Raw genomic sequence first — 24,779 nt, 5'->3', positions numbered from 1 at the left:
ACAGGCATGGTGAGAGTTCCTTTGAGCCCGCAGGAGCGGCAGCGTGGAGAGCGGTTCGGCGCCCTGCTCCGCGAGGTCCGCGGCGACCGCAGCATGGTGGAGGTGGCGGCGGCGGCCGGGGTGTCAGCGGAGACGCTCCGCAAGATCGAGACCGGCCGGGCCCCGACCCCGGCCTTCTTCACCGTGGCGGCCCTGGCCCATGCGCTGAACCTGTCGCTGGACGACCTGGCCGCGGCCTGCGCGGAGGATGCCGACAGCGAGGTCCGGGCCATGTCGGCGTGAGCGGGAGGAGGCTTGCCGTCCGACAGGCAGATGTTCCCCGACCTCGCGCGGGGATGCCCGCCCTCGGCGTATACCTCCAGTAGAAACCCTGCCGCAGCGTCAAGGTCGAGCACCGAAAGTCCGGCGGCTGTCAGGACCGGGCCGAGCCGGCCCTGTCCGGGCTTTCGGGCGCGTCGATGGCGCCGGGTTCTGAGGTCGGTCACGATCACGGGCCATGCTCACGGCGAGGCGATGCCGCTGCTCGGATCGAGGTGGCCACAAGGGCGGTCGGTCGCCGCGCTCGCGCCGCGAAACGCCTCGGTTCAGCCCAGCGCGTCCATCAGGACCGTGACGTAGGCGTCCAGCCGCTCCTCCACGGCTCGCGTCGTCAGCTCCGTCCTCCCCGCCTCCCGCCATGGCCGCGCCACCAATTGCACCTCTTCTGAGAACGCCAGCCCGTCGCGCACCAGCCAGTACAGCCGCTCGTTCGCGGCCGCAGCCAGCACCCCGCCGGCCTCCTCATACGCATCGGCGAACCGCAGCCCCCACGCCGGGCCGTGGAGCAGCGCCAGATTGGTGGCGCAGTGGGCGACATCGAGATCCGCCGGGCCCCAGGAGGTCGCCGCCCAGTCGACGACGCCGGTGATCCGGGCACCTGCCGCGCCTGGGGACGGCGCATCGAAGAGCACGTTGCCGGGGTGGAAGTCCCGGTGCAGGAACCGGCCTTCATAACGCGGCGCGGGCTTGCGGATCACGTCGATGGCCGCGGCCCATGCCGCCGTGTCGGCGCCCTTCGGAGTCACGACGGTGTCTGCGGTCGTCAACGTCGCGTACTCCCGCGGCCGCTCGGCCGGTCGCAGCGCGTGGATCGCCGCCAGTTGACGGGCCAGCAGAGGGACGCGCGTCTCCAATCCCTCGTCGTCGAGGACTGTCCGGCCCGCCAGATGTGTCATGAGGAGCGACGGATGCTCGCAATGCGCGGCGGTGGCATCAACCGCGACCAGTCCAGGCGCCGGCACAGCGGTCCCCGTGAGCACGGTCAGGGCGCCGGCCTCTCTGTTCAGCCATTCCTCGGCGTGCTCCACGTCGACGAAGCTCCGTAACACCAATTCGTGGGTGCCTCCGTCCGGCCCGCCGATGGTCAGCCGCCGCATTTCGGCGGTGATGCCGCCGTGCAGCGCCTCCGTTCCGACGACCCGTTCGCCGCTCTCCAGGTGTCGGCTCACCCAGGCCAGTGTCGACGGTCGGACAGCCGCCGCCTCATCATCGTGGTTGGTCACCGTGCCACCCCATCATCCGGACGACGGCACGCACAAAAGCTTTTCACCGGCGGCGACGGCGACGGTGCTCCGCTCCTCGTGCCCGGGGCCTCCCCAGCCCACCGACCGGCGGCAGTTCCAGGGGATTCACCTGCTCGCCCGTAAAGCCTGAGCACACGGGCCGAATCAGAGTTCACCGTATGCGGCCGGCGCGTCGAGAGCCGCCTGATCCTCCGGGGCGCCCGTCGATGCAGCCGCCGCCTGCCACCACTGTGCCTGTCACCCCGTGGAGGGAGTGCCAGGCACAGTGGTGGCGGCACAGGACGCGAGTTCTCCCGGTCAGTGCCGCGTCGAGGCCGGATCGCTCGCCCTCAGACGGTGAATCCGTCGAGGGTGCTGTACTGACCGGACAGCTTGGTCACGACGATGGTGTGTGTGCCCGAGGAGAGCGGACCGGAGGTGTACACCGCGACGTTCGCGTGTCGAGCGCCGTCGCTCGGCAGTGTGCTGACGACCTGCCGCGGCCCGCCGTCGATGCTGACACCGATGTTTCCCTGGTCCGTGTACTGCTCGCCGTACACCGTGATCGTGGTACCGGTGAAGGTGAGCGACGCGGTCGACCCGTTGTCCGTCGCGTAGTGGACGTCATTGCGGTAGTCGCCGTATGAGCGGCCGCCCGCGTACGCGAACCCGCTGTACGTGACGGTGCTGTCGTCGTCGTTGAGCCGGATCGACCCGGGGACCTGCGGAGTGAGGGAGATCTGCCCGGCCGAGGTGCCGGCCGGAACCGGGACGAGCATGAATCCGCTGGACAGGTGGGTCACATCGCCGACCGCGGCGGTGCCGATATAGACCGGCGTTGCCGGGCCGAAGCCCTCGCCGGCGACGAGAACCTGCGTCGCGTCGGCCGTGGGCGACACGTAGAAGATGCTCGCGGGGACGGAGAGGACCGGCGTGAAGGATCCGGAGCCCGCGCCCGCCGCGCGCAGCAGGGCGCTGGGGAGGTCGGCCGGCTTGGGGGTTGCCGGGATGGTCGTGTTCCCGCTCGCGTGCGTGTCGACGGGCTGGGCGCACGGGTACGACTGGATGCCGGCGGAGAAGTAGTTGCCGGTGATCCAGAAGTGGCCCGTCGGGCTGCAGCCGCCCTGCGCGCTGTCGCCGGCGCCGAAGGCGACGTTGCCCTGCCAGTTGACCCATTCCGAGCCGGCGTCGTCGTAGTAGGTGAAGTTGGTCGACGGACCGTCGTAGGCGATGTTGCCGGTGACCTGAAGGCCGTTGGCCAGGGTCTGCACCGGGTCGACCGTCTTTCCGTCCGCCTGGAACACGTACTGCGCCTGGTGCCCTTCGACATAGATGGCGCCGCCGTCGCTTCGGACGGACAGGTAGTCGTGCAGGATGTTGTCGCTGATGGTGTTCGAGCTGTTGATGTTCGTGCTGTTCTGCGGGGTGGTGGCCTGGTCGACGTGTCCCTGGACGACTCCGGCTGTGATGCCGGTGTAGGGCAGGTCGTACAGGTTGTTCCGGGTGATGGTCGTGTGCTGCGAGAACAGCAGGGTGATCCCGCTGGCCGACGAGTAGTCGGTGCCGATGTGATGGATGACGTTGTCCGCCACGGTGGTACCGGTCAGGATTTCGTTGGTGCCGATCGCATCGCGGTCGTACCGGTCGGCCGCACCATCGGGAGTGCAATTCTTCTTGATCCCGGCGGCTTCGGACGGGTCGGTCGGCAGCGGGTCGTAGGTGCAGCCGAGGAGGATCGCGGTGGAGGCGGTGTCGGTGAACTCGTTTCCCTGAATGAGGGTGTTGGTCGCTCCGTACATCACGCTCAGCCCGGCGCCGCCGAGTTCGGCGAACCGGTTGCCGGTGAGCGTGATGTTCTTGGAAGCGGTGAACGAGACGTTCGCCAGGGGCTGGGTGAGCGATCCCCAGGGGCAGCTTCCCGCGGGAGTGGAGAAGGTGCACATGCCCTGGTTGTTCGCGTCGGTCATCCGCAGATTGCTCTGCACGTCGGCGAACCCGGAGGCGGTGGAGGGAGCGTTCCAGGTCGCGTACGAGAACTGAAGACCGCTGAAGGTGATGTCGTGCACGGGCGCGGCGAGCGTACCGGCGCCCCGGACCAGGGACTCGAGGTGCGGCAGTTCCACGTCGAGGGCGGACATCTGCCGGCCCGCGGAAGGCTTGTAGTACAGCGTGCCGCCGGCCCCGTCCAGGAACCACTGCCCGGAACCGAGCAGTGCCTGCGCGTTCTCGACGAGCGCGGGCATCGTGCTGGTCGACATGGACGGCAGGCCACCGCTGCCTTGCGCGAAGGACGCCCGGGCCGTCACATCGGTCCAGCACGGCTGGCTCATCTTCAGTGTTCCGGCCGCCGCGGAGAAGCTCGCCACCCGGCACCTCGACTCGGTCCACGGCCCGTTGCCGCCGGGGTAGTCGAACTCAACTCCCGCCACCTGGCTTGCGGTCAGCGACCCGAACCACGCCATGGCCGCCTGGTCGCCGGAGATCGTGTAGCCCGTCGACGATCCGGTCCACGAGCCCCGGAATCCCAGGCTCGCCGGTGTCGCCTGCGCTATCGGGGCCTCATGGCCGCCGACGTACAGCTGGCGGCTGTCGCTGGTGCCGGGTACCGGAGCGGACCACACTCCGCTGGATCCGCGCTGCGTCCATCCGGTGATCTGCGAGGCCCCCGAGATCACCGGATGCGCCCCCGGCGCGGACTTCCACACCACAGGGTGACCCGGCGTACCCGAGTCCGCCGGGCCGAGGGACCAGGTACTCGACAAACGGTATACACCGTCGGCCAGCAGTACGCTGACGTCCCCGGAAGGCTCCGCGGCAAGACGGGCGCGAACCACCTGCTGGGCGCCGGACAGGGAACACGGAGCCGAGGAGGAACAAGCCGAACCCGCCCCGGACGGCGACGCGTAAAGCGTCACGGAGGGCGCGGCAGTGGCGGATTGAGCTACGGGCGCCGTCAGAATCAGACCGAGGGCTGCTGCGATCGGGCCGACGCGGCGCAGCAGCCTCCGCGTGATCGAACCTTGTGGTGACACGGGCGGGTCCTTCCCATGTGCGGATGAGCTGCTTCTGGGTGTCCGGAGGGTTGGCGCGGAGGGCCGGGCAACACGCTTGTTCGTCAAAGAAGTTCCGGCATCGGGAAGCCCGGGTATCGAAGGACGAACGGGTAGTGCGTCCGCTGGAAGACTCGCCAGTGTCTGAGAGCCTGCCTCCGGCGAGTGGGGTGGGGGCGAGCGGGGCGCCTGACCGTCCATGCGCTTACATCCGATGTTTGGTGAATACTCGGGCTGCCCGCTCTTCCTGTCAAGGGTCTGCGCACGGCGTCCCGGACCTCGGAAATTGATCAGCCAAGGGCGTGAGGCATACGCTCGCCAACCCCGTGCTCTCGGCGTTGCCCGAACTGCCACTGGTGAAGATTCATCGGGTGTCTTGCGACCTAAACCTGTCGTTCAGCGGGCTGCCCTCGAAGGGCAGATCTGGTCCGCACGTACTCCCGCACCGCTCCGCACACCGGACGCACCACGGGAGTACGTGCGCCGCCGGCTGTCCGAGCGTCCCTCGATAGGATCCTGACCAGGTGCCGGCCGCGGGAAGCGGGACAACGAGCGCCGAATCAGAGGGATTTCAGACCGGTCACGTCCGGCGTGACAGCGCCAGGAACGGCGACCGGAACACCAAGTGAGTGGAGAGCCAGTCATGCGTGGAGGCAGCATCGCGGTCGTCGGCGGCAGCATAGCGGGGTGCGCCGCGGCCCTGGCCGCGGCGCGCGGCGGAGCCGAGAGGATCACCGTCTTCGAGCGTGCTGACGCTCAACTCCGTGACAGGGGAGTCGGAATCGGTATCCAGAGCGACCGGTACGACGAGCTGCGGGACGCCGGGTACGTGGCCCCCGAGATGCCCTGGGCGCCGCTGAACCGGCGGGTGTGGTCCGTGCGCGACGGCGAGGCGCACTACGGCAGGGCCCTCGGCGAGCAGCCGTTCCCCTTCCGTGCCTACAACTGGGGTTCTCTGTGGAGCGAGTTGCGCCGCTGTGTGCCCGAGGAGGTCTCCTACCGCTCCGGCGCGGTGGTGACCGGCGTGGAACCGGACGACGACGGCGGGACGCTGCGGCTCGCGGACGGCTACGAGGAGCACTTCGACGTCGTGATCGGGGCCGACGGGTACCGCTCGGTCGTCCGCGAGGCCATGTTCCCCGGCGCCGGCGCGACGTACGCCGGTTACATCGGCTGGCGCGGTACGTCGCCGGACGTCTCCGGTCTCCCCTCGGACGGCTATGACGCGCACAACATCGTTTTCCCCGGGGGCCATTGCATGGCCTACCGCATTCCGGACGGCTCAGGCGGCCACCTGCTGAACTGGGTGCTCTACACCGAGCCCCCGCAGGTCGACGGCCTCCACCCCGACCTGAAGATCCCGACCTCCCTGCCGCCCGGCCGCCTCAACTCGGAGCTCACCGAGCACTTGCGCGCCCTGGTCGCCGAGCACTTCCCGCCGTACTGGGCGGCGAAGCTCCTCGGCACGCCCGCTGAGACCACGTTCATCCAGCCCATCTACGACCTGGAGGTGCCGCACTACACCTCGGGGCGGATGGCGCTCGTCGGCGACGCCGCCAGCGTCGCCCGCCCGCACATCGGAGCCGGCAGTGTGAAGGCGCTCCAGGACGCCACCGCCCTGGAGGCGGCCCTTATGACCGGGGACAGTTGGCGGGAGGCTCTGAAGAGGTATGACGCCAACCGGGGCGCCGTGGGGGCGGCCATGGTGGCGCTCGCGCGCAGGATGGGCAGCGCGCAGGTCGAGCACACCCCCGACTGGTCCGCCATGGGCCAACCGGAGTTCGAGGCGTGGTGGCAGGACCAGAACAAGGGCTCCGACCGGCGCAGCGGCTTCGGCGGCCACAGCATGAAGGCCGAGTAGCCCCGGGACCGGTACCGGGGGCGGCGCCTCACCTGAAGTGGCCCGTACCAGGGCCCGGTACCGCACCCGGACCCTGGTGCCGCACACAGGTCCGGCACCGATCGCGGCTCAGCCTGCCTGCGGCGCCAGTTCGAGTGCGGCGTGCAGTGCGCCTGCGTCTGTCCGGACGTCCGCGCCGTCGAGCCGCAGTGTCATCCGCCCCGAGGTGAGCACCGTGAGCGTGCGGGCGCACTCGACCGCCCGCGCCGGGCTCGGGGAGACGAGCAGGACGGCAATGCCCTCGTCCGCCAGCGTGACCACCAACTCGTGGACCTGCTGGACAAGTGCGGGCGCGAGGCCCTCGGTCGGCTCGTCGAGCAGCAGCACGCTCGGCGAGCCGAGCAGCGCGCGGGCGAGTGCCAGCATCTGCTGTTCGCCGCCGGACAGATCCGCCCCCCGGTTGTCCCGGCGCTCGCCGAGCCTGGGCAGCAGTTCCAGTACCCGCGCGGGCGTCCACACACTGGGGCGTGTGGTGTCACCGCGGCGCGGTGGACGGTGGGACAGCCGCAGGTGTTCCGCGACGGTGAGCCTCGCGAACACGCGGCGGCCCTGCGGTACGAGACCGATCCCGGCGCGGGCGATCAGGTGTGCGGGCTGCCCCGTCACGTCCCTGCCGTCGAGCCGTACGGTGCCGGCGCTGGGGCGCATCAGTCCGGCGACGGTGTGGACGAGTGTGGTCTTGCCGGCGCCGTTGTGACCGACGACGGCGTGGACCGTGCCGGCGGTGACCGACAGGTCGAGCCCGTGCAGAACGGTGCCGCCGTGGTAGCCCGCGGTCAGGCCGGAGAGTTCGAGCATCGGGGGCCGGTCATCCTCTCTGGTCGGCAGGTGCAGGAGACATGTCGGCCTTCGTGCCGGTGTGGTACACGTCGCGGACCTCGGGGTGCGCCAGTGCTTCCTGGGTCGGTCCGGTGACGAGCACCCGTCCTGCCGCCAATACGGTTACGGTCGAGGCGAGTTGGGCGACAACCTCGACGTGGTGCTCGACCAGGATGATCGCGACGCTCGCCGGCAGACCGCCGAGGATGCCGAGCAGCCGTCCGATGTCACCATCGGTCAGCCCGGCGGCCGGCTCGTCCAGGAGCAGCAGGCGCGGCTCGCCCGCCAGTGCGGCTGCGAGGTCGAGCATGCGGCGCTGTCCATGGGAGAGCGTGGAGGCCGTCCGGTGGGCGATGTCCGCGAGACCCACGGTCGTCAGATGACGGAAAGCGGATTCGGTGTGCGACCGCAGGCGGGACGGGCTGCGCCAGGCACCACGGCGCTTCGGGTGGTGCGGCCAGCCGGCCAGCACGACATTGTCCAGCACCGTCAACTCGGGTATGACCGTCGGCTGTTGGAAGCTGCGGGCGATACCGAGGCGGCTGCGCCTGGCAGTGGCCTTACGGGTGACGTCCGTACCGCTGAGGACAATCGTGCCGTGGTCGGGCCTGTCCGTGCCCGCGATGAGGTTGAGGAGAGTGGTCTTTCCGGCGCCGTTCGGACCGATCACGGCGTGCCGGGCGCCGACCGGGAGCCGCAGGCTGACGTCGTCGACAGCGGTGAGACTGCCGTACCGGCGGGTGAGGCGGGTGAGGTCCAGCACCGGGGGTACCGGTGCGACGGTCGGTACGGACGTCATGGGGAGACCTTCCGGGCGAGGGTCGGGGTGGGCGCGTCCTGCGGCCCCTCGTCGCGCTGGGACACGTCGGACGTCGGCCCGCTCCGGCCCGGCCCGCGCAGGCCGGCGAGGCCGCGGGGCAGCAGGTACACCGCGGCGACGAACAGCGCGCCGAGCAGCAGCGGCCCGTGGCCCGGCCACGAACTGGCCACCCAGTCACGGGTGGTGACGATCAGCCCGGCGCCCAGCAGGGCGCCGATCACGGACGTCGTACCACCGATGACGGCCGCGAGCAGCGCGAACGCGGCGATCTCGAAGCCCACGTCCGCGGGCGAGAGGTACTGCTGGACGGTGACCATCAGCGAGCCGCCGACACCGGCCAGCGCACCCGCGCAGACGTGCGCCACCAGCAGATAACGCCCCACCGGATGCCCGGAGGCGCGCATCCGCGCCTCCGCGCTCCTGGTGCCGGTCAGCAGCTTCCCTGCCGGGGAGCGCAGCACGAGCAGGGTGACGGCGACGGCGACGACGGCGACGACGAGCGCGTAGGTGTAGACCTCGCTCTCCTCGGACATCCCCTCCCCGCCCCACAGCGCCTGCGTGGACGGGAAGCCGACGAGACCGTCGGCGCCGCCGGTGACGGACTTGAACTGGTTGATGACCGCGCCGCTCAGCTCACCGATGGCGAGCGTGATCATCAGCACGGTGGTGCCGCGCGCCCGGATCACCGCGGGCCCCGTCGCCACGGAGAAGACCGCGGCCGCGAGCGCCGAGAGGACGACCTGGACCGGGCCCATGGTCCACCCGGCGTCCGCGAGGTTCGCGGTGGCATACGCGCCGACGGCGAACGGCGCGGTCTGGCCCAGGGTGGGCAGTCCCGCGTATCCCGTGAGGATGGTGACGCTGACCGCGAGCAGCCCCAGCGCGAGGGCGGAACCGGCCAGCGTGATGCTGTACGCGTCGAGCATCCCCGGCAACGCGATCAGCAGGACGAGCAGCACGAGCAACGGAGCGGCCTGTCGCCACGCGGGCCCGCGCGACAGCCACCCGGTCGAGGCGAGAGCACCCCCGCGCTTGCCGGAGAAAGCCGTCGGAGGCTCCGAACCCGCGTATTCCGCAACGGACTTCGTGTCAGCCGCAGGGCCCGCGTCCGAAGCCGCCTCCTGCCGACGCGGCCCGAGCCGCGCGGCGAGATGGCGGCGGAGCCGGGCCACCGGGTCAAAGGATGCTCCCTCGGGGCCGTGCACGGTCGCCGGTTCCGCGAGTCGGGAGCGGAGGACCAGGACCGCCGCCATTGCGGCGAAGAGCAGGTAGGGCGCCAGGCCGGGAGCCACCGAGACGCCCAGGGTCTGGACCTCGCCCACGGCGATCGCCGCGAGGAGCGTCGCCCACAGCGAGCGCAGCCCGCCGAGGACGACCACCACGAGGGACAGCATCAGCACGTTCTCGGAGGTGCCGGGACCGGGACCGATGATCGGCGCCCCGAGCACGCCCGCCGCACCGGCCAGCGCACCCGCCGCCGCGAGGACGCCGGTGTGCACCGCCCGGGGGTTGTGGCCGGTGGCCGCCAGCATCTGCGGATCGTCGGCGGCGGCACGTACGGCCGCACCCACCCGGGTCCTGGTCAGCACCCAGGTGCCGAACGCCGCGAGCAGCAGGGCCATCAGGATGAAGCAGAGCCGGTACGTGGGGTACCGGTGGCCCAGCAGCGTCACCGAGGAGTCGAGCGCTCCGGGAACGCGGACGGGCAGTTCGTCCGCCCCGAAGAGCTGGATGAGGAGATCACCGCCGATCAGGGCGAGCCCGAACGTCAGCAGTGCTTGTGCGAGATGCCCACGCCGGGCGAGCGGTGCGGTCGCGGCGGAGAGACCTGCCCCGGCGGCGCACGCCGCCGCGGTCCCGGCCGCCAGCCCGAGGGCGAGACCGCCCCAGGTCCCGTCGCTCAGCTCGGCCCCCGTGTAGGCGCCGATCGCGTACAGCGTGCCGTGCGACAGGTTCAGCACCCCGGCGGTACCGAATGCGAGACTCAGTCCGGCGGCCACGACGAACAACAGCAGCCCGTAGGCCACTCCGTCCACCGCCGGCACGAGGTGGGCATCGAGGGATCCCATGTCAGCCGCCGAGCGTCGCCAGGTCCTGCACCACGACGTTGGCCAACTGCTTGCCGTCGGGCCGCACCTGACGCAGGTACCAGGCCTGCACGGGCGAGTGCTCCTTGTCGCCGAACTCCCAGGCGCCGCGCGGGCTGTCGATCTGTCCCAGGCCCGCGATGGCCTTGTTGATGGTCTGCGGCGTCACGTCACCCTGCTTCGCGGCATCGGCGATCGCCTTGTCCAGGACGGAGGCGGCGTCGTAGGAGGCCATCGCGTACGTGGTGGGCTGCGAGTCGTGCTCGGCCGTCCAGTCGGCGACGAACGTACGGTTGGCCTGGTTGTCCAGGTCGGCCGCGTAGTTCAGGACCGAGTAGATGTCCTTCGCCGCGTCGCCCTGCGCCTGGAGCACACTGCCCTCGGTGACGAAGGCCGAGTACAGCGGCAGGTCGGCGACGTCGGACTGTGCGTACTGCTTGGCGAAGTCGATCGCGGCCTTACCGGCGTAGAAGCTGTACACCGCCTTGGCGTCGGACTGCGCGATCTTGGCGAAGTACGGCATGAAGTTGGTGGTCTGCGGGAACGGCGTCCAGGTGGTCTTGCCGTCCGGGTTGGCGAGTTCACCGCCTATGCGCTTGAACTCGTCGGTGAAACCGCGCAGTTCGTCGTAGCCGCCCTGGTAGTCGGGGCCGATCGCGTAGACCGGTCCGTCGACCTTCTCCTTGACGTACGGGGCGATGGCCTTGCCCGGCTCGTCGGAGAGGAAGCTCGTCGTCCACACATGCGTGAGGTCCTTGACGGTCGGCCGGGCGTTCGACCCCAGGAAGGGGATCTTGGCCTGGTTGACCAGCGGCATCACCGCTGCCACTGAGCCACCGCTGACGAAACCCGTCAGGACGTCGACCTTGTCCTTCTTGACCAGCTTGGTGGTCGCGGGAACGGCCGTCGGCGGACCGTCGCCCTCGTCCGCCACGAGCAGCTCGACCTTGCGGCCGCCCAGCTTGTTGTCGTGGGTGTCGAGGTAGAGCTTGAAGCCGGCCTCCAGCTCGGTGCCGACCGGCTTGTACGTGCCGGACAGGGAGGCCACCAGGCCGACTTTCACGGTGTCGTCGCCGGCGTCGCCGCCGCCGCTGCACCCGCCGGCCGCCAGACCGAGGACGAGGACGGTGGCGCCGACCGGCCGGAATCTACGGCGGCGTGAAACGGATATGTCGAAGAACATGACGGCTCTCATCAGGTGGAGTGGACAGAACTGCGGGAACGGCCCTGGAGCCGGCTCGCCGGGCGGCGAGCCGGATGGTGCCGTGTGCGGGCCGGAAGGACGGGGCTGCTGGTGCGGTCGTGAGGAGACGGCCCGGCGATCAGCCGGGCAGCGTGCTGGCGTCGCGTATCTGGGGAGACAGCGAGTCACCCACCTGGTTGATCAGCTCGGACATCATGTAGCTGACCTCACCGATGTCCGCGTCCCTGGTGGTGGTCACCAGCAGCGAGGCACCGCTGGAGACGGCCATCGAGAACATGTAGCCGCCCTCCATCGCGGTGAGGCTGTGCTCCACGGGATCGGTGTTCGTCACGCGAGCAGCGGCGGAAAGCAGGTTGACGACTCCGGAGGAGATCGCGGCCAGCCGGTCGGCGTCGTCCTGGCTCACGCCGGTGTGGGCCACGGCGAGGCCGTCCACGGACACCGCGATGGCCGAGGAGATTTCCGGGATGCGCCCGGCGAAACCGCTCAGTATCCAGCTGAGGTCGGTGGGTGAGGTCATTTCTTAGCTCCGTTCGGTGTCGTTGTCGCTGGCGGAGCGCCCGCGGTGGTTTGTGCTCCTGTTGATTCCCTGGGCGTAGGCCGCCAGGACATCAGAGACCTGCCGGGAGTCCCGGCGGCGGGGCGACGGCCTCGGCGTGGCGGCTGCCGGACGTCGTTCGGCGTCGCCCTTGTTGCCCAAGGTGGGCCATTGCTGGGTGTTGCGCTGCCGCAGCGGCAGTCCCGAGGAGCTGACGCCGGCGACGCGCGAGACCGGCTCGTCGCGCCCGGGGTCGCGCACGGGGTACGGAGCAGTCGGGGCGCCGTGCCCTTGTCCGGGGGCGGCGCCGGATTCTCCGCCGCGGAAGTCGCTGCCCGCGGGCGCCGTCCTCTGGTGTGTTCCGTCCTGGTACCCGCCGGTCGCGTAGGCCCCCGCGCCGGGAGTAGCGCCCGTTCCGGCTCCGACGGGGGCGCCGGGACGGTTGCCGTTGCTGACGGGAGCACCGGGGCGCTCGGTTGTGCCGGCGGCGTAGCCGTTCCTGTCGGGCTCCCCGTCCACTCCGGCGGGCTGCCTGCGGCCGTGCTGTCCCGGCGACACGTTCGGCTGACGCACCTCGTAGCGCGCTGTACTGCCGCTGTTGTCCTGGTCACGATCCTCGCCGAACGCGCCCTGCGGCGCGGGCGGCGCCGTCTGCGGGACCGCGGCCAGTACGTTCGCCGGCAGGGTGACCTCGGCGATGGTGCCGGGGCCGGACGAATCGCGCAGTTCGACGAGGATGCCGTGACGCGCGGCGAGCCGCGACACCACGTGCAGGCCCATGGACCGTACGTCGCCGATGCCCGCCTGCGGCTCGCGCAGCGCGGCGTTGTGGACGGCGCGGCGTTCCGCCTTGATGCCCACGCCCTCGTCGACGATCTGCACGACCGCCCGGTCCGCCAGCCGCCATACGGCGACTCCGACCTGCTTGTCCGGCGGCGAGAACCGCGCCGCGTTGTCGAGGAGTTCAGCCAGAATGTGCGCCACGTCGTGCACGGCGCGGGCGGCGATACCGATCCCTGACTCGATGACACCGAGAGACACGCGGTCGAAGCTCTCGATCTGCTGCGAGGCCGCCACGATGACGGTGGAGCAGGCGATGTCAGTCGCACGCACTCGCGCGTTCCCGTAACCACCCAGCACCAGAAGGTTGTTGGTGTTGCGCTCCATGCGGATGGCGAGGTGGTCGAGCGCGAAGAGCGTCTTCATGCGCTCGGGGTCGGCCTCGTCGCGCTGCACCGCGTCGAGCTCGGACACCATGACCGTGGTCAACTGCGCGCCCCTGCGGGCTACACGGACCAGTGTCTCGGCGAACTGGTCGTGGATATGAGCCTGTTGCGCCGCCAGACGAACCGCCTCGTGGTGGACGGCGTTGAACGCCTCACCGACCTCGCCGATCTCGTCCTCGCCCGTGGTCTTGACCGGATCGCCGGTCCGCTCGGCCATCTCCTCGGGCGACGCGCCGCTCAGTGCGCCGGGCTGGGACAGTTCGGCCATCACGGCGGGCAGCCCGGTGTGGGCGACCTCGTGCGCGGCGTTGCGCAGATCGCGCAGCCGGCGGATCATGACGCGGCCCAGCCGGATGGCGACGAAGACGGCGCCGACCAGGGTCAGCAGCACCAGGGCGGCTTCGGCCCCCGCCTTCAGGAGGAGCGTGGAGCGCGCGTCGTCGACCGTCATATAGACGGACTCGTCGATCCGTTTCTCCACCTCGCTCAGCAGCGTCAGACGGTCTTCGGACGCCTTCTGCCACTGCTTCGGCGTGACGTCGATGTCCTGGCTCGTTCCCGTAAGCCCGATCTTGTCCTCGAGCCGTCGGGCCTCCAGCGCCTTCGGGCCGGAGAGCGTGCGTTCCAGCCAGGTCCGCCACTCGGCGGGGCCGAGGTCGAACAGGACACCGATCGACTCGGTGTAGCCCAGCTGACCGCTCTCGAACGTCCGCTGCGAGGCGATCGTGAAGCCGCCGGCGGACTGCGCCCTCATGACCGTGACCTGCTCCTGGGCCCGGTACTCGGCCGCCTTGGACAGGGCCGCCGCGGCACGGATCCGGTCCGCGATGTCGGCATCGACGTCGTTGGCCTGCGCGATGCCGTCGCGGTAGTTGATCAGGTCGGCGATCACGATCCGGTAGCGGAAGGCGAGCGCGGAGATGGTGCTGCTGCCCGAGCGCACCTGGGCGCGCAGGGCGGGCATCTCGTCAATGAAGCGCCGGATACGATCCAGCGCCCCCTGTGCACTGCCCGGCACGTCGGACAGACGTCCGGCTTGCTCACGGAATGCGCCGACGGCCTTGTCGGTCGCGGCGGTACTTACTCCAAACGCATCCAAATCTCCCTGTTTGGAGACCAGCGCGGTGGCTGCCACCCGCTCGCTCTGAAGCTGACGGGTCAACTCTCCCGCGTCGGCCGCGACATCGACCATCGCGGTCAGCTGGTCGGCCCGGATCGCCTGGCTGGTCGCCGGCGCGAGCGCCAGAACCGAGAAGGTGACGGCCACGGTGAGCGGCGCGGTGACCAGCAGGACGAGGCGACGATTGATTTTCACTGTGCGGCTCCATCGCCGGAACCGCTGCCGAGTATCGGGGGCACGCAGATACCTGTTAACGGGTTGTGGGGGATGTCGCTGGGGACTCTGGCTACTTTGTGTGCACCGTGTGGACGGGCCCCAGTGGCGCGACTTGATCTTATGCCGCAGCATGCGACCACGGACGCGACATCGTCCAAAATATACGCGCATGAATCAGAACAAGATCGATCCAACATGGTCACAAGTGCCATGCCAACAACCCGGCCCGAGGCCGGTGACATTGGCCGAATACGTCCGTCAAACCCCGCTTGACCAGCACTCCAACCCTTCGCGGCGGCAACCACAGACGCCCCACCGGCCGCTCATGAACTGCCCCGGCTCGGCGACTTGATCAGTCATTCGAGCCCGTTGCGTCGTTGCGAAAAGGTTAGATCCGCTTGCACGACGCACCGCGACAGGCCCACTTTCAGCCCCGAAGGTTCATACCCCGTGAGTCGTTCATGACGTTTCGGAGGATTTCAAGTCCCTTGCGATGGTTACGCGTTGTGAGACCGGAAGCTTCCTCTTGACCGTGGACACCTGGAGACCGGGATCTGAGGTTCCAGAGGAAGCAGCGCCAGGCGGGAAGCACGTACACGAAGCGGGTGGCGGACGAGTACGAGCGGGACGCGATCGAGCTCGCGCGGTCATCGGGCCGGGCCGAGACCGCGATCGCCCGGGAGCCCGGGGTCATTTCGGAGTCCCCGCGGGGCTGGGCGGGGAAGGCCCGCGCCGCCCAGAGCACCGGTCGATGCCCGAAGCGGTGCGGGCCGCCGACAGGCGGGACGAGGAGCTGAAGCAGCTACGGAGGGTCCGCCGCCGCACCAACCGGATCACCGACACCGCGTGTCTTCTCCAGCCTCAGCTCGAAGGCTTCGCAGTTGAGGGTGCGGTCGGGGCGCAGACGGGCGGGCGTCGGGGCCCTCCGGGATGGAGTTTCCCGCACCGCCCATCCGAAGGACCTCGACATGCCTCACGCCATCTTCGCCTCGGGCCGGAGCAGGCGGCGATCGAGCGCCGGCACCCAACCGCGGTCACCGATGAGCGGCCAGCACTGCCGCGAGGCCCTCTTGCAGATCTTTGACGAAATACTCGGGAACCTCCAGCGACGGGAAATGTCCCCCGATGCCGGGCGATCCCCATCGGACGATCTGCCGGTACCGCTCCTGGGCCCAGGAGCGCGGACACTTCTCAATATCGCGGGGATACACAGTGATTGCTGACGGGACGTCGACCCGAAGTTCGGGATCGAGCGAGTTGTGGCTTTCGTAGTAAATACGGGCCGCCGATGCCCCGGTCCGCGTCAGCCAATACAGGGTGACGTCATCAAGAACGCTGTCCCGGGAAATCGTCTCGAACGGGCTGTCTTCGGTGTCCGACCACTCGGCGAACTTGTCAAGGATCCAGGCAAGAAGCCCGACGGGTGAGTCGACGAGCGAGTAGCCGATGGTCTGCGGTCGGGTCGCCTGCTGCTTCGCGTACGCCGCGCGGTGGCGCCAGAAATCGCGGGTTTCCTCGGTCCACTTGCGCTCGACCGCCGTCAGCCCGTCCGTTGTCAGCCCGGGTGGTGCCTCCGCGAACGTTGTGTGGATGCCGAGAACATGTGCCGGGAACCTGCCGCCGAGGACTGTGGTGATCACACCTCCCCAGTCGCCACCGTGGGCTGCGAACTCGCGGTAGCCGAGCCTTCCCATCAGCTCTACCCATGCGGCCGCGATCTTCTCGGTTCCCCACCCGGTGGTGACCGGCTTGTCGCTGTAACCAAAGCCTGGCAACGACGGGACCACGACGTGGAACGCCGGCGCGCCTGCGTCTTTCGGATCCGCCAGTTCGTCGACTACGTCGACGAACTCGGCAATGCTGCCTGGCCAGCCGTGCGTCAAGATCAGAGGAGTGGCGTCCGCACGCGCGGATCGGCGGTGCAGGAAGTGGATTCCCAGATCATCGATGGTCGTGCGGAACTGGCCGATCCGGTTGAGACGCGTTTCGAACGACCGCCAGTTGTATCCGGTGCGCCAGTAGTTGACGAGATCGACAAGGTCGGCGAGAGGAACACCCTGCTCCCATCGATGGCGGTCGGGCGCGGCGCGATGGACCGTCTCAGCCTCCGGCAGTCGCGCCGCGGCCAGTCGTGCACGCAGATCGTCGAGGTCGGCATCAGTCGCGTGGGCTTCACATGCTCGTACGTCACTGGTTGGACGGGGCATGAGACCTCCTGGCCATAGTGGAACCGGCTAAGAAGGTTCTAACAGCCCTCCGAGTCTCGCCGCAACCCGCTAAGGTGGTTCCATGCGCGCTGAGTTCCCTGACTTCCGCCTCGGTAACGTGCTGGCGACCAGCTTCACGGGGACCCTGTCGGAGCGCCATGGCAACGCTGTGGAGCGCATTCCCGTGCCACACCGACTCGCCGACTGGCTGGCGGTGAACGGCCTCACCGTGGCGTCCTGCACCACAGCCCAACTCGACCTCGCCCGGGAACTGAGGGAGTCGATTCACGCCGCTGCGACAGCCGCCGCGATCCAGGACGACCTTCCCGCGCCTGCTGTCCACGTCATCAATGACTGCAGCGCCCGGGGTCGGGCCGCGGCCATCCTGACGCCCGAGGGTGAGCGGCGATGGCTGCTCGGCTCGGCTTCCCGCGTGGAAGACGCCCTCAGCGTGATCGCCGCCGACGCGATCAGCATCATCGCGGGCGAACGAGACGGAAAATTGGCCTTGTGCGCATCGCCAACCTGCCGAGCAGCCTTCTTCGACACCAGCCAGAGCCGCACCCGCAAATGGTGCGACATGAACACGTGTGGGAATCGCCAGAAGAAAGCGCGCTTCCATGCCAACCAGCGCCAAAACCTCAAATCAGCGGAGTAATCGTTACGTCGGCACATCCAAGTGACCCTCGCGCCTGCGACACATCTGTCGCGTTGGGCGCACCCCAACGGGGCCGCCAAGGGCCATTCGTCGCCTTCGATCACGTCCTCGGGCAGTACGTCTGCGTTTACTGATCGGCGACCTTCATCGACTCTTCGCATCGGGTGTGCCGGCGGTCAGGCGTGAATGTCACAGACCTGCTGGAAACGCCTCCCACCTCCGCCTCGCGGAGAGACCGATCGTCCACCTGCCCCGTCAAAATGATTTCTCGTCAGTAGAGCCGGCAAAGGGTCAGCAAGCGTTCGATCAGCCCTGATCCCACGCGCGAACGCCCGCCGGCCCCGTCGCCCAGGACCGGGCCGGCAGCAACGGGCTCCCGCCTCCCCGGGGAGAGGGAAGCGGCCCACAAACCTGACGGCGGTCAGCCGCAAGCTGATCGCCCCAGCTCAGCGCACTCGTCCACGGGGCTTCAGGGTCACCGGCGGGAGGTCGGGCGCCCGTAGCGCGGGGCCGTCGTAACCCTTCACCTCACCGAAGCGGGAGCCGGCCGTCCACGCCCTGCGGGCCTCTTCGATTTCCTCGTGGGAGCGGCCGATGAAGTTCCACCACATGACGATCTCCTCCTCGAAGGGCTCGCCGCCCAGCAGCATGAGGCCCGCGTCCGTCTCCGCCCTCAGAGGCAGCTCCGAGCGTCCGCAGCCCAGGTAGAGCATCGATCCCGGCAGTACGGGTACGCCGTCGACCTCCGCCTCGCCGGACATGGCGAGTACCGCGTACTCGAAGTCCGGGTCGAGGGGCAGCCCGGCCTTCGCTCCCGCGGTGAGCGTGAGGTCGGCGCCCAGCAGGGGGCTGTAGGTCGTACCGGGTGAGAGAGCGCCGTCCAGCTCGCCGAGGATGACGGTCGCGGTCAGGCCGGAGCCTGTGACGGCGGGCAGATCCGCGTGGTGCTGGAAGTGCGGCTCGATGTGGCGGTGGGTGTCCGGGAGCGCGACCCAGAGCTGGGCGCCGTGCAGAAGGCGGGCGTGTTCGCGCGGGCTCTCCTCCGAGTGGGAGATCGCCGAGCCCGAGGTCATCAGACCCAGTTCACGCGGTCGTACGGTCTGGAGGCTGCCGAGGCTGTCGCGGTGCAGGACCTCGCCGTCGTGCAGCCAGCTGACCGTCTGGAGTCCCATGTGCGGGTGCGGGGGCACCTGCATGCCGGGCTCGCCCGCGATGTCGTCGGGCCCGTAGTGGTCGACGAAGGCCCACGCCCCCACCATCCGGCGTCCCAGGTTGGGCAGCAGCCTGCGGACCTCGGTGGACTCGCCCAGCGGGACCCGGCGCGGGCTCAGGAGTTCCCGTACGGGCTCCGCCACCACGAAGCCGCGACCGCCGCAGACGGTGGGGGTGGCCTGCCGGTCAAGATTGCTCATGGCTCACAACCTAACGCGCGCACGGTCGCGCAAGCGGTACACACATCAAGAATGGTGGAATGTTCAACCACAACACGCGGTTGAGAGACACATCAGCAACGGAGGAGGGCGAGTGGAGACCACGTACTACGAGTTCGGAACGGCGGCGGAGCGCTGGGACCGGGCGCGGCTGTTCTTCGACGCCAAGGAGTACGTCACGGCCGCCCGCATCCTCGGCGGCCTGGTGGCGGAGGTCCCCGAGCAGGTCGCTCCGCGGCTGCTGCTGGCCCGCGCCTACTACCACTCGGCGCGGCTCGGGAAGGCGGAGGCAGAGCTGCGGCTCGTGCTGGAGCGTGACCCCGTGGAGCAGTACGCGCAGCTGCTGCTCGGCCGCACGCTGGAGCGGCAGGGCCGGGACGCGGAGGCGGCTCCTCACCTGCGGCTGGCTGCCGCGCTGTCCGGGGAGTTCCCGGCGGCGGACTGAGTGCTCCCGCCCCGTTCACTCGCCGGACGGCCCCTCGGCCGGCCCGTCACAGGGCGGCGAGGCAGCCACATACGGGACGAGGGCGAGGCGCGCGGGAACGCGTCGGCTGTGATCCCGCTTCGTCGGCCCCGGTGGCCGGGGCACCAGCCTCGCCCGCGGTCATCTCCCACGCGTTCCCGGCGGCGGTGTCCGCCGGGCGTCGCCGGTTCCGCTCCGTACATGGCCATCCGCTCCGTACGTGACTACCCCTCGCCGGGATCCGCGCCGTGCCACACCGTGGTGACATTGCAGAACTCCCGGATGCCATGCCCCGACAGCTCCCGTCCATAGCCCGAGCGCTTCACACCGCCGAAAGGCAGGGCCGGGTGCGATGCGGTCATGCCGTTGAAGAAGACACCGCCCGCCTCCAGGTCACGCACGAAACGCCGTACGTCGTCCTCGTCCCGGGTCCATACGTTCGAACTCAGCCCGAACGACGTGTCGTTGGCCACCGTCACGGCTTCGTCCAGGCTCTCCACCCGGTAGAGCGTGGCGACGGGACCGAAGGCCTCCTCGCGGTGGATCCGCATGCTCTCGGTGATGTCGGCGAGCACGGTGGGGGCGTAGAACCAGCCCCGGGTCCACTCTTCCGGACGGCGTCCGCCGCAGAGCGCGGTGGCTCCGTGGCTCAGCGCGTCGTCGACCAGTTCCTCCAGGTCGGAGCGGCCCTGCTCGCTGGAGAGCGGTCCGACGTCGGTGGTTTCGTCCAGTGGATCGCCGACGGTCAGATCCCGCATCCCCGCCGTGAACCGCTCGGCGAAGGCGTCGTAGACGTCCGCGTGCACGATGAAACGCTTGGCGGCGATGCAGGACTGGCCGTTGTTCTGCACCCGGGCCGTCACCGCCGTTCTCGCCGCGCGTTCGACGTCCGCCGACGGCATGACCACGTACGGATCGCTGCCGCCCAGCTCCAGGACGGTCTTCTTGACCTCGTCGGCCGCGATCGACGCGACCGCGCGCCCGGCGGGCTCACTGCCGGTGAGCGTGGCGGCGGCCACCCGGGGATCGCGCAGGATCGCCTCGATCGCACCGGAGCCCACCAGGAGCGTCTGGAAGCAGCCCTCCGGGAAACCGGCCCTGCGGAAGAGGTCTTCCAGGTACAGCGCGGTCTGCGGCACGTTCGAAGCGTGCTTGAGCAGACCGACGTTGCCCGCCATGAGCGCCGGGGCGGCGAACCGTACGACCTGCCAGAGCGGGAAGTTCCACGGCATCACCGCGAGGATCGCGCCGAGCGGGCGGTAGTGTACGTAGGCCCGCGAGGCGCCCGAGTCGCGCACATCGGCGCCGGTGGGATGCTCGTCCGCCAGCAGACCGGGGGCGTGCTCCGCGTACCAGCGCATCGTCTTCGCACACTTCAGGGCCTCCGCGCGGGCGGCCGCCACCGGCTTGCCCATCTCGGTGGTCATGGTGCGGGCGACGTCCGGCGCGTCCTGTTCCAGCAGTTCGGCGGCGCGGGTCAGCAGCCGCGCGCGCTCGTCGAATCCGGTGGTGCGGTACTGCCGGAACGTCTCGTGCGCGGTGGCGAGGGCACGCTCGATCTCCTCCGATCCCAGCGCGTCGAAGGTCTTGAGCGTTTCCCCGCTGGCGGGATTGACCGTCGCGATGGGCATGAGTGATTCCTCCTGGTTCGACAGTCAGACCCTCGCGCGACCCGACAGGACGCGCAACACGGGACACGGGCGTGCCGGGCCCCGGCGCGCCGGAACAGCGCGGCTCAGGGACGGCGCGAGCGGCCCGGCGCCGATTGCTGCCTGGTGCGGGCCTGGGTTCCCTGCGCACTCCTGCGCCGGTCGTGGCGGCGCCGCAGCTTCCTGCGTTCCTCCTCGTCCGTACCGCCCCACACGCCGGAAGTACGATTGGTGTTGAGCGCCCATTCGAGACACTGCTTCTCGACCGGGCAGCCGTGGCACACCTGCTTGGCGCGCTCGGCCTGTTCGTTGGCGGGCCCGGACTCCCCCACCGGGAAGAACAGCTCGGGGTCGGCGTCGACGCAGGCCGCCCGGCTCAGCCATTGCCACGTCTCGGCGTCCGGAGCGATGTCGAGTTGGTCCATCGGCAAACGCACAGTCATGAGGTCCTCCTCATCGCTTCTCGCCCGCGATCGCGGGTGGTTCACCTTCGCGTACCCGATGGCGCGCTCCGAAACGGCGCCGGAGCGACGTACGCGAAAAACCTCGGCGCGGAACACCTCCAGCGGAACACCTCCAGGGGAAGACCTCCAGCGAATGGCCTTCAGTGGATGTCCCTCTTCGCCGGCGGCCGCACACGCGCGAAAGCCCGGGTCCGAAGGGCGTTCCCGCCCACGACAGCCCCGCTCACCTGCCGTTTGACACGGCAGTGAATGGTGGGAAGGTGGGACGCAGGGGATGACCAAGAGCGTGCTCCTGGAGATCTCACAGGACTGTGGCGCAGGAGCGTGCCGAGAGGCAGGAGAACGCGCCATGAAGGCCCTCGTTTACGACGGAGCGCGCGACGTCAGTGTGCAGGACGTGCCTGACGCCCGTATCGAGCGTCCCACCGATGTACTGGTGAAGATCACCACCACGAACATATGCGGTTCCGACCTGCATATGTACGAGGGCCGGACGGACATGGAATCCGGACGCGTCCTCGGCCACGAGAACATGGGCGAGGTGGTCGCCATCGGAGAGGGTGTCGACCGGATACGCGTCGGGGATGTCGTGTGTCTGCCGTTCAACATCTCCTGCGGCTTCTGCCGCAACTGCGAGGCGGGGAAGACCGCGTACTGCCTGACCACCAACCCCGATCCGCGGATGGCGGGGGCCGCGTACGGCTTCGCCGGAATGGGCCCGCACAGCGGCGGTCAGGCGGAATACCTCCAAGTACCGTACGGCGACCACAACTGTCTGGTGCTGCCGCAGGACGCGCACGCCAGGGAGAGCGACTACGTCATGCTCTCCGACGTCTTCCCCACCGGCTGGCACGCCACCGAACTCGCGGGTGTACGGCCCGGCGAGACGGTGGTCATCTACGGGGCCGGCCCCGTCGGCCTGATGGCCGCGCTCTCCGCGACGCTGAAGAGTGCCGCGAAGGTCATGGTGGTCGACAGGAACGACGACAGGCTGACATTGGCGGAGCAGATCGGCGCCATCGCCATCAACGACTCCGAGGTCTCCGCGGTCGATCAGGTCAACGCGATCACCAACGGCGCGGGCGCCGACCGCGGTTGTGAGTGCGTCGGCTACCAGGCGCATGACGTGGAGGGCCACGAGCATCCCAACGCCACGCTCAACAGCCTCGTGCACTCGGTGAAGTTCACCGGCGGTATCGGCGTGGTGGGGGTCTTCGTGCCGCAGGACCCGAACAGCCCCGACTCCCTCTACCAGGACGGCGAAGTGGCCTTCGACTACGGCCTGCACTGGTTCAAGGGCCAGACGATGGGCACGGGCCAGTGCAACGTCAAGGCGTACAACCGGCAGCTGTGCGCGCTCATCGAGGAGGACAAGGCCCGTCCGTCGTGGATCGTCTCGCACGAATTGCCGCTTGCGGAGGCCCCGACCGGGTACCGGCACTTCGACGCCCGCGACGCCGGCTGGACCAAGGTGCTTCTGCATCCGTCCGCCTGAGCCCTCGTGGGCGGGTGGCACAGACGCATCAAGGAGAGCGACGTGAACGACGTGAGCGGCGACAGCGACGAGATGATGGGCGACGAGGTCTACCAGCCGGACGGCGCGGAGGTGACCGAGGACGAGGGGATACTCGACTCCGAGGACACGCTCGTCGACCGGGGTTCTGACCCCTTCGACGAGGGCTGGTCGCCGCCGGAACGCCCCCTGGGCGTGGACCACGCGGGGACGACGGCCGCCGAGCAGCGGGAGGGTGAGTCGCTGGACCAGCGGCTCGCGGAGGAGATCCCGGAGCCCGACGGTTTCGTCGGGGACGGTGTCGGAGATCTCGCCTACGGTGACGGCGAGTTGGTCGACGGAGAGGTCGGCACCGACAGGTCGGGGCGACTGGTCGCGCCGGACGAGGGAGCGCACGAGGACGCCGAGAAGGACATGATCGCCACGGATGTCGGCATCGACGGCGCGGCGGCCTCGGCGGAGGAGGCCGCGGTGCATCTCGTACCCGACGCGGACGACGAAGCAGAGGGGTGAGCGGCGGCGGCCGGTGCCACGGCGCCGGATCGTTCGCAGAGGTCGCAGCAGGGCCGTCCGGAGCAGCGGCCGTCCGGACTGCCGGAGGAGCGTTCGGATCGTGAGTGCCGCACACCGGGGCCGGGCATCGGCCCGCCGGTGTGCGGCACTTCGGCATCCGGCACTTCGGTGTCGGACAAGCCCATCCGGCGCTTCGGCTCGGCGTCAGGGAGCCCTGGCGAGCCTGAGGAAAGAGCCGCTTCGGCGTCGGGCAAGCCCTCAGGCAGGGGCCGTGGCCGTGAACGAGGTACGGGTCGCCACGGCCGGTTCGGGGAACCGCGACGATTCCGGAACCACCGAGGGCCCCAGCTGAGCCGTGCCCACCCCGCCGAGAGGGGTCCTGGGCACGAGGAAGACGTTCTGCGGGGACTGCACGCTCCTGGTGAACCAGATGACTTTGCCCCCCGCGGTGGCGCAGGTGCCCCAGCTGTCGCTGAGCGCGGCGACACGGGCGAGGCCCCCGCCGCCGGCCGTGAGCAGGCGCGGCATCCGGGGGCCGTTGTCCTCGACGGAGGTTGTGAGATGGCGGCCGGCCCAACGCAGTTCGACGACGCATCTGTTGGCCTCGCCCACATGCCGGTGGACATTGGTCAGCAGCTCTGCGACGCCCTTGCGAACGGGGTCGACGTGCAGGTCGAGTTTCCAGTACCGGAGATGTGCGGCGACGATGCGCCCGAGCTGGGAAGCACGCTCCTCGGAGGCGTGCAATTCCACCACGTAGCGCCGGGCGGGCGGAACTGTCATGTTCAAGGCTCCTCGCAGAGAGGCCCACGTGCTTCACCGCGTTGTACCAACGACCCCCGAGTACGAAGCGTGAGCGACAGCCACTTCTGGGTCATCACCAGATTGACCCGACTGGGCCGAACGCGCAACCTCGGCCGCCGGACAGAGCCCGGATCGGCCGTCAAGGGACTCTGACACGTTCCCGGCGCTCAGGACCCGCTCTCGTGGCTCTCCAGGCGCAGCTGGACTTCCTCCTCCTGGTCGCCGGAGGCCGTACCGACGACCCGTACGGCGAACGCCGAGGACAGGGCCTGGTGCAGGCTGTTCACCGCCGTGTAGCCGCCCTGGAGGGTGGCCGTGACGGACTCCGTCAGCCGCGTGGGCCGCGGCTTCGACCGTACGTCGGAGACGTCGAACGTCGAGGTCCAGACGGTCGGCCGCTCCCCGGGGATGTCCTGCGGGGCGTCGTCCGCCGCGCGGTCGGAGGCGAAGGCCGTGTTCAGCGCACCGAACACCGCGTGCGCGTCCTCCTTCGCCTTGCCGCTCAGGGACACCTCGACCTGTGACGCGGGCTGGTCCGCACTGTTCACGGGATTCTT

General features: G+C 69.5%; 20 protein-coding genes. 6 read left to right on the top strand and 14 right to left on the bottom strand.

The features are described 5' to 3' along the window. The first annotated feature begins 6 nt into the window (after nt 1–6). The gene (locus ACIP6N_RS23700; RefSeq protein ID WP_401818477.1) at nt 7–282 is read left to right on the top strand and encodes a helix-turn-helix domain-containing protein; all 276 of its coding nucleotides are present in this window, start codon (nt 7–9) and stop codon (nt 280–282) included. A 302-nt stretch (nt 283–584) separates the two neighbouring features. On the opposite strand, the gene ACIP6N_RS23695 is transcribed toward ACIP6N_RS23700, so the two are convergent. Both ACIP6N_RS23695 and ACIP6N_RS23690 read right to left on the bottom strand, forming a co-directional pair. Continuing rightward, nucleotides 585–1,487 carry a phosphotransferase family protein gene (locus ACIP6N_RS23695; RefSeq protein ID WP_401818476.1) on the bottom strand — a complete coding sequence of 301 codons (903 nt, stop codon included), beginning with the start codon at nt 1,485–1,487 and terminating at the stop codon, nt 585–587. A 404-nt stretch (nt 1,488–1,891) separates the two neighbouring features. Next, on the bottom strand, nt 1,892–4,303 hold the full coding sequence (locus tag ACIP6N_RS23690) for a hypothetical protein (protein WP_401818474.1): 2,412 nt from the start codon (nt 4,301–4,303) through the stop codon (nt 1,892–1,894). Nucleotides 4,304–5,234: 931 nt separating this feature from the next. Between ACIP6N_RS23690 and ACIP6N_RS23685 the strand changes: the two genes are divergently transcribed. Beyond that, a complete protein-coding gene (locus ACIP6N_RS23685) occupies nt 5,235–6,452 on the top strand; it encodes an FAD-dependent monooxygenase (protein WP_401818472.1) in 1,218 nt (405 codons plus the stop codon). Between the two features lie 108 nt (nt 6,453–6,560). On the opposite strand, the gene ACIP6N_RS23680 is transcribed toward ACIP6N_RS23685, so the two are convergent. From ACIP6N_RS23680 to ACIP6N_RS23650, 7 genes are all read right to left on the bottom strand, one after another. After that, the gene (locus tag ACIP6N_RS23680) at nt 6,561–7,289 is read right to left on the bottom strand and encodes an ABC transporter ATP-binding protein (RefSeq protein WP_401818470.1); all 729 of its coding nucleotides are present in this window, start codon (nt 7,287–7,289) and stop codon (nt 6,561–6,563) included. A 10-nt stretch (nt 7,290–7,299) separates the two neighbouring features. Then, on the bottom strand, nt 7,300–8,109 hold the full coding sequence (locus tag ACIP6N_RS23675; protein WP_401818468.1) for an ABC transporter ATP-binding protein: 810 nt from the start codon (nt 8,107–8,109) through the stop codon (nt 7,300–7,302). After that, the gene (locus ACIP6N_RS23670) at nt 8,106–10,199 is read right to left on the bottom strand and encodes a branched-chain amino acid ABC transporter permease (RefSeq protein ID WP_401818466.1); all 2,094 of its coding nucleotides are present in this window, start codon (nt 10,197–10,199) and stop codon (nt 8,106–8,108) included. The genes ACIP6N_RS23675 and ACIP6N_RS23670 overlap by 4 nt, the downstream gene beginning before the upstream one ends. A 1-nt stretch (nt 10,200) precedes the next feature. Beyond that, nucleotides 10,201–11,400, bottom strand: coding sequence for an ABC transporter substrate-binding protein (locus tag ACIP6N_RS23665; protein WP_401818827.1), 1,200 nt, complete (start codon nt 11,398–11,400; stop codon nt 10,201–10,203). 139 nt (nt 11,401–11,539) lie between these two features. Continuing rightward, nucleotides 11,540–11,941: a roadblock/LC7 domain-containing protein gene (locus ACIP6N_RS23660; RefSeq protein ID WP_401818464.1), complete on the bottom strand. Its 402-nt coding sequence runs from the start codon at nt 11,939–11,941 to the stop codon at nt 11,540–11,542. Nucleotides 11,942–11,944: 3 nt separating this feature from the next. Next, nucleotides 11,945–14,500 (bottom strand): nitrate- and nitrite sensing domain-containing protein, encoded by a 2,556-nt coding sequence (locus tag ACIP6N_RS23655; protein ID WP_401818463.1) that lies wholly within the window; start codon nt 14,498–14,500, stop codon nt 11,945–11,947. 1,055 nt (nt 14,501–15,555) lie between these two features. Next, entirely contained in the window at nt 15,556–16,728 is a 1,173-nt protein-coding gene (locus tag ACIP6N_RS23650; RefSeq protein WP_401818461.1) for an epoxide hydrolase, read from the bottom strand. Between the two features lie 82 nt (nt 16,729–16,810). Between ACIP6N_RS23650 and ACIP6N_RS23645 the strand changes: the two genes are divergently transcribed. Then, nucleotides 16,811–17,386 carry a CGNR zinc finger domain-containing protein gene (locus ACIP6N_RS23645; protein ID WP_401818458.1) on the top strand — a complete coding sequence of 192 codons (576 nt, stop codon included), beginning with the start codon at nt 16,811–16,813 and terminating at the stop codon, nt 17,384–17,386. Between the two features lie 446 nt (nt 17,387–17,832). Here the strand turns inward: ACIP6N_RS23645 and ACIP6N_RS23640 are convergent, their stop codons facing one another. Beyond that, the gene (locus ACIP6N_RS23640; protein WP_401818455.1) at nt 17,833–18,798 is read right to left on the bottom strand and encodes a pirin family protein; all 966 of its coding nucleotides are present in this window, start codon (nt 18,796–18,798) and stop codon (nt 17,833–17,835) included. Between the two features lie 112 nt (nt 18,799–18,910). Between ACIP6N_RS23640 and ACIP6N_RS23635 the strand changes: the two genes are divergently transcribed. Then, nucleotides 18,911–19,261: a tetratricopeptide repeat protein gene (locus ACIP6N_RS23635; protein WP_401818454.1), complete on the top strand. Its 351-nt coding sequence runs from the start codon at nt 18,911–18,913 to the stop codon at nt 19,259–19,261. A 242-nt stretch (nt 19,262–19,503) separates the two neighbouring features. On the opposite strand, the gene ACIP6N_RS23630 is transcribed toward ACIP6N_RS23635, so the two are convergent. Then, on the bottom strand, nt 19,504–20,910 hold the full coding sequence (locus ACIP6N_RS23630; protein WP_401818451.1) for an NADP-dependent succinic semialdehyde dehydrogenase: 1,407 nt from the start codon (nt 20,908–20,910) through the stop codon (nt 19,504–19,506). A 104-nt stretch (nt 20,911–21,014) separates the two neighbouring features. Further along, nucleotides 21,015–21,353, bottom strand: coding sequence for a WhiB family transcriptional regulator (locus ACIP6N_RS23625; RefSeq protein ID WP_401818825.1), 339 nt, complete (start codon nt 21,351–21,353; stop codon nt 21,015–21,017). Nucleotides 21,354–21,741: 388 nt separating this feature from the next. On the opposite strand from ACIP6N_RS23625, the gene ACIP6N_RS23620 reads away from it, so the two are divergent. After that, nucleotides 21,742–22,887: a glutathione-independent formaldehyde dehydrogenase gene (locus ACIP6N_RS23620; RefSeq protein ID WP_401818450.1), complete on the top strand. Its 1,146-nt coding sequence runs from the start codon at nt 21,742–21,744 to the stop codon at nt 22,885–22,887. Between the two features lie 72 nt (nt 22,888–22,959). Next, nucleotides 22,960–23,418 carry a DUF5709 domain-containing protein gene (locus tag ACIP6N_RS23615; RefSeq protein ID WP_401818823.1) on the top strand — a complete coding sequence of 153 codons (459 nt, stop codon included), beginning with the start codon at nt 22,960–22,962 and terminating at the stop codon, nt 23,416–23,418. Between the two features lie 258 nt (nt 23,419–23,676). Here the strand turns inward: ACIP6N_RS23615 and ACIP6N_RS23610 are convergent, their stop codons facing one another. Continuing rightward, a complete protein-coding gene (locus ACIP6N_RS23610) occupies nt 23,677–24,201 on the bottom strand; it encodes an ATP-binding protein (protein WP_401818448.1) in 525 nt (174 codons plus the stop codon). A gap of 188 nt (nt 24,202–24,389) precedes the next feature. Continuing rightward, nucleotides 24,390–24,770 carry a hypothetical protein gene (locus ACIP6N_RS23605; protein WP_401818447.1) on the bottom strand — a complete coding sequence of 127 codons (381 nt, stop codon included), beginning with the start codon at nt 24,768–24,770 and terminating at the stop codon, nt 24,390–24,392. Nucleotides 24,771–24,779: the final 9 nt, after the last annotated feature.

The organism is Streptomyces sp. NPDC088725, assembly GCF_044751305.1.
Classification (GTDB): domain Bacteria; phylum Actinomycetota; class Actinomycetes; order Streptomycetales; family Streptomycetaceae; genus Streptomyces.
The sequence above is the reverse complement of the archived record's forward strand: the minus strand, read 5'-3'. Positions and strand labels throughout refer to the sequence as shown.

Coding starts and splice junctions, on each gene's coding strand:
- ACIP6N_RS23700 (WP_401818477.1), top strand. CDS start 7: ATGGTGAGAGTTCCTTTGAGCCCGCAGGAGCGGCAGCGTGGAGAGCGG.
- ACIP6N_RS23685 (WP_401818472.1), top strand. CDS start 5,235: ATGCGTGGAGGCAGCATCGCGGTCGTCGGCGGCAGCATAGCGGGGTGC.
- ACIP6N_RS23680 (WP_401818470.1), bottom strand. CDS start 7,289: ATGCTCGAACTCTCCGGCCTGACCGCGGGCTACCACGGCGGCACCGTT.
- ACIP6N_RS23675 (WP_401818468.1), bottom strand. CDS start 8,109: ATGACGTCCGTACCGACCGTCGCACCGGTACCCCCGGTGCTGGACCTC.
- ACIP6N_RS23670 (WP_401818466.1), bottom strand. CDS start 10,199: ATGGGATCCCTCGATGCCCACCTCGTGCCGGCGGTGGACGGAGTGGCC.
- ACIP6N_RS23665 (WP_401818827.1), bottom strand. CDS start 11,400: ATGTTCTTCGACATATCCGTTTCACGCCGCCGTAGATTCCGGCCGGTC.
- ACIP6N_RS23660 (WP_401818464.1), bottom strand. CDS start 11,941: ATGACCTCACCCACCGACCTCAGCTGGATACTGAGCGGTTTCGCCGGG.
- ACIP6N_RS23650 (WP_401818461.1), bottom strand. CDS start 16,728: ATGCCCCGTCCAACCAGTGACGTACGAGCATGTGAAGCCCACGCGACT.
- ACIP6N_RS23645 (WP_401818458.1), top strand. CDS start 16,811: ATGCGCGCTGAGTTCCCTGACTTCCGCCTCGGTAACGTGCTGGCGACC.
- ACIP6N_RS23640 (WP_401818455.1), bottom strand. CDS start 18,798: ATGAGCAATCTTGACCGGCAGGCCACCCCCACCGTCTGCGGCGGTCGC.
- ACIP6N_RS23630 (WP_401818451.1), bottom strand. CDS start 20,910: ATGCCCATCGCGACGGTCAATCCCGCCAGCGGGGAAACGCTCAAGACC.
- ACIP6N_RS23625 (WP_401818825.1), bottom strand. CDS start 21,353: ATGGACCAACTCGACATCGCTCCGGACGCCGAGACGTGGCAATGGCTG.
- ACIP6N_RS23620 (WP_401818450.1), top strand. CDS start 21,742: ATGAAGGCCCTCGTTTACGACGGAGCGCGCGACGTCAGTGTGCAGGAC.
- ACIP6N_RS23615 (WP_401818823.1), top strand. CDS start 22,960: ATGATGGGCGACGAGGTCTACCAGCCGGACGGCGCGGAGGTGACCGAG.
- ACIP6N_RS23610 (WP_401818448.1), bottom strand. CDS start 24,201: ATGACAGTTCCGCCCGCCCGGCGCTACGTGGTGGAATTGCACGCCTCC.